The 1,187-nt window shown below is 44.8% G+C and carries 2 protein-coding genes; both read left to right on the forward strand.

The window, feature by feature from the left end; genetic code table 11:
* The coding region (locus tag H5P30_RS12105; RefSeq protein WP_221774260.1) for a hypothetical protein at positions 1 to 651 on the forward strand (651 nt) is incomplete at its 5' end.
* 80 nt (positions 652 to 731) lie between these two features.
* On the forward strand, positions 732 to 1,187 hold a 456-nt coding region (locus H5P30_RS12110), incomplete at its 3' end, for a hypothetical protein (RefSeq protein ID WP_185691228.1).

Genomic DNA, 1,187 nt, shown 5'->3' on the forward strand with positions numbered 1-1,187 from the left:
GATATGCAGAGAAGAAGAATGAAATTTATAGCCCTGATCGTGTTCTTGCTGCCTTGTGTATCCTTCGCGAATGAGTTTCTCAAGCTAAAGAAGATCGAAGGGCTTGAAGAGAATGAAACCATTCGATTTTTAGCTGACTGGCGAGATACCCACCCCGAAAAAGAATTATTCGAGGTTTCGAAGGGATTTATGATTCCTAAGGGTCCCAGCTACATAGATGTCATCTTTAACTCTATGTGGGATGGCAAGAAAGCGAGATACTCCGCCTCCATGATCAGAATCCCCCTGAAAAAGAAAATCTATCAGGGTGAGATGCTCAGTTCGGAGCCGGAAAGGATTGATGAAGTGGCTTTTGTGTATTTGAAAGGAAGTCGTGCTTCCGTTAATCCAAGCTTAACACAAAAGGATTGTATGGTTCTCCGCGATGAACTTCAGAAAGTCAGGGAGGCTGAATTCGAAGGCACAAGAATCCCATTTTCCCTTATTCAGCCTTTGATCACTGAAATTTACTCCCCAGAGGCAGGTCTCTATATCATGAAGCTAGGGAGCGCTGCTACGTATTCATCGGAATCTTACCATTTAGTCGTGAAGGCCAAAGAAGGCGAAACCACAGCCGAGCTTCGGCATCGAACCAATCTTGCGATCCCTTGAAACGCATATCAAGACGCAGCTATCAACTCCTTTCGCGCTCCGCGCTTCAGTCGCGATAGTGCTTCACGTTCTGCAGAAAAATGAAAACAATCGTCATTCTACTTATCCTCAGTCCCCTGCTATGGGCCGCAGAATTGGATGACGCAGATTTCAGTCGATTCATACTTATCAACGATGGAACGGGAGCAAACGAAGATGAACCGCAGGAAGGACAGAAAGGAATTGTTGAGTCTGATCTTCTTGCCGAATTCGGCTTCAAGAGACTCACCGAATCGGAAAAAGAGGAAGCACAGAGACTAGCAAGCGAGTATTGGTTTCAGACTTACGGTTTACTCGCGGAGGAAAGGCTTATCCCTGATTTCAGCTTCCAACTTGAAGAAGAAATTGATGGATTGGGAAGTCCGGAATCAAAGATTTGGCAAGTTCAAGTTCAGCACATGACAGGCGGAATCAATGCTCTTATTTGGATCAACGCTGAGACTAAAGAAACAAGAGCTTGGGGAATTGAAAGAGAACTAAAAGAAATTGAGCAGAAC

The organism is Puniceicoccus vermicola, assembly GCF_014230055.1.
In the GTDB taxonomy this organism is placed as follows: Bacteria; Verrucomicrobiota; Verrucomicrobiia; order Opitutales; family Puniceicoccaceae; genus Puniceicoccus; species Puniceicoccus vermicola.